The organism is Mycobacterium arosiense ATCC BAA-1401 = DSM 45069, from assembly GCF_002086125.1.
GTDB classification, from domain to species: Bacteria; Actinomycetota; Actinomycetes; order Mycobacteriales; family Mycobacteriaceae; genus Mycobacterium; species Mycobacterium arosiense.
Genome location: NZ_MVHG01000400.1, coordinates 1 through 236, shown reverse-complemented (window position 1 = coordinate 236; position 236 = coordinate 1). Strand labels below are relative to the sequence as shown.

The following is a 236-nucleotide window of genomic DNA, read 5'->3' as shown; positions in this document are numbered from 1 at the left end:
CCTCGATCCTGTTCAACATCCCCGGCGAGCCGTCGTCGGTGGCCACCACCTTCGACGGCTACCCGATGGCGCGCAACGGCCAGGCCGGCGAAGCGCTGACCGCCGCCTTCACCTCGGCGCTCCTCGGGGCGCTGGTCGGCGTGCTGCTGCTGACCTTCCTGTCCACCCATATCGCTCGCTTCGCCCTGGCGTTCAGCTCGCCCGAGTTCTTCGCCGTCTACCTGCTGGCGTTCTGC

General features: G+C 69.1%; 1 protein-coding gene. It reads left to right on the top strand.

What is annotated here, in order from left to right; genetic code table 11:
• Positions 1-236, top strand: a 236-nt coding sequence (locus BST14_RS32335) for a tripartite tricarboxylate transporter permease (protein ID WP_211280873.1), incomplete at both ends; no start/stop codon positions are given.